Origin of the sequence: Burkholderia sp. BCC1977 (genome assembly GCF_905339595.1) — a bacterium.
Lineage (GTDB): Bacteria > Pseudomonadota > Gammaproteobacteria > Burkholderiales > Burkholderiaceae > Burkholderia.
Genome location: NZ_CAJPGQ010000116.1, coordinates 1 through 2,007, shown reverse-complemented (window position 1 = coordinate 2,007; position 2,007 = coordinate 1). Strand labels below are relative to the sequence as shown.

Genomic DNA, 2,007 nt, shown 5'->3' with positions numbered 1-2,007 from the left:
TCCGACGCTGACAGACGCTGCCTGCGATCAAATCGGCAGCATGATTGCCTCGGACGCTCCACTTAAAAATCTCAGAAAACTGTCCGAACGAGCGAGGCCACCTCTGAAGTGTCTGTGGCGAAAACACACACCGTCCATTTTGCCCCGAATACTCCGCAAACGGTTGCTTATACTCTGTGCACCTCTTTGTCCGAGGCACATCGCATGTGGCGGGCTCCGCTGGGAACGCACACGCGATGCACCACAAAATAGCCAAGCAAAATCACTAATATAATTAATATACTGATATTTCTTGATGATGCTTTTATCGTTACCCTGAACAAGATGGATCCTGCCGGTCGCGCCGCTAACTATGCGCGGCCGACACCAGGCCGGCGCATCGGAGCCCCGGTGAGACGCGGTCAGTTGAGTGGGAGCCGCACCCTGGCCACCAGACCGGTCGGTGCATTCCGGAACAGATCAAGTGACCCCTCATGCTCCTTTGCGATACGTTCCGCGATCGCCAGACCGAGCCCGGTCCCGCCCCACTGCTCGCTTTGCGTGCCGCGCCGGAACGGCTGCTTCATTAGCGGCAGCACGGGGTCCGGCACACCAGGGCCATGGTCCTTGACTTCGATCGTCACGACGCCATCCGCCACACCGGTGACGACCCCGAGGCCAAACCGTCCATGTCCTACCGCATTCTGCATTAAGTTCATCAACAGTCGCTGCATTCCCACTGGACGGAACGAGATGGACGGCAGCGCGCCCAGCGACAATGCAAACACATGCCCGAGCCCTGCGTAGTCCGCCGCGAGACGTTCAATTAGCGCATTGAGATCGCCCGACTTCACAGGTTCGCTACCCCACCCACGTGCGAAATCGATGAACTGCTGCACGATCGCGTCTATTTCGTCGATGAAGCGATCTGCGCTGGTCACCGGTGCGTCGAACGACTCCGGCGCGGACAGCGCCATGCGTAGCTTGGTGAGCGGCGTGCGAATGTCATGCGAAATTCCTGCCAGCATCTCCGCCCGTGTCGCCTCAAGGTCTTGCAGCGTAGCCACCATGCGGTTGAATGCGTCCACAACCATCTTCAGCTCGCGTGGTCCATGGGCTGGAACGGCGTTGGGCCAGCCGCCGTGTTCAATCGTACCTGCCGCGCGCGCGAGACGCCGCAGCAGACGCTCGACTGGTCGATGAATTAGGAAAGCTGCGAGTGGCGGAAAAGTCGCGATGCCTAGGATCAGGTAGATTAGCGTCCATGGCAGATTGCGATTACTCGGCGCTCCCGTGAGCAGCAGCCAATAGTACTCGTCCTGCACATGCAGGCGAACCCAGAGACGATGTTTACCGCCCCGCTCCCAGCGAACCTGCTCATCACTGCCCAGCTCGGCGGACAGGCGCACGACAAAATACCTCACAACCAGATTCATCGGTAGTTGTGAGTCGAACCCTGCGGGTGGTACTTCTCTCTGAGACACGCCGTTAATCGCACGCAGCTGTTCGATTCGTGCATCTCCCGGCAGTGCCGCCAGCAACCGCGTCAGCATATGGATTTGCGACGCGGTTAGCGACGCCGCATCGTCGATCCTCGGCCGCTGGATAAAGAACAGATAAACGCCGAAGGCGAATATCTGGCTGACGAGTACGAGTACGATCAAAGCCAACGCGTTCCGTACAAACATTGAGCGAAACCAGCCTGGCATGAAACTCCCGAGTGACAGTGACATGGTTGAGCGAGTGTGCGACGCACGCTGCGTAGGATACAACCCCAATACCCCGCGACCCGCGCCGTGCGCGGCCCTACCGAATATGGCGGCCCCGATCCCAGAGGAAGCCGGACATCGGGGCCGAAACTACTTCGATCCGGGCAGGCGGCGGCGGAGTGGGAGCGATCATAACGCCTGTGCGAGCGTTGCTGACGCCCACAGCGCCGTGACGGTCGTTGCGACGGCGTGAACGGCATCTCCTCTCTTAACTTTGATCTCCATTTCGCCGCTTGACCTCGTCGAGGTAATGTTGACG

At 59.3% G+C, this 2,007-nt stretch carries 1 protein-coding gene; it reads right to left on the bottom strand.

Going from position 1 to position 2,007, the window contains the following annotated elements:
• Positions 1–401: 401 nt before the first annotated feature.
• The gene (locus U5771_RS34930) at positions 402–1,649 is read right to left on the bottom strand and encodes an ATP-binding protein (RefSeq protein ID WP_322028148.1); all 1,248 of its coding nucleotides are present in this window, start codon (positions 1,647–1,649) and stop codon (positions 402–404) included.
• Positions 1,650–2,007: the final 358 nt, after the last annotated feature.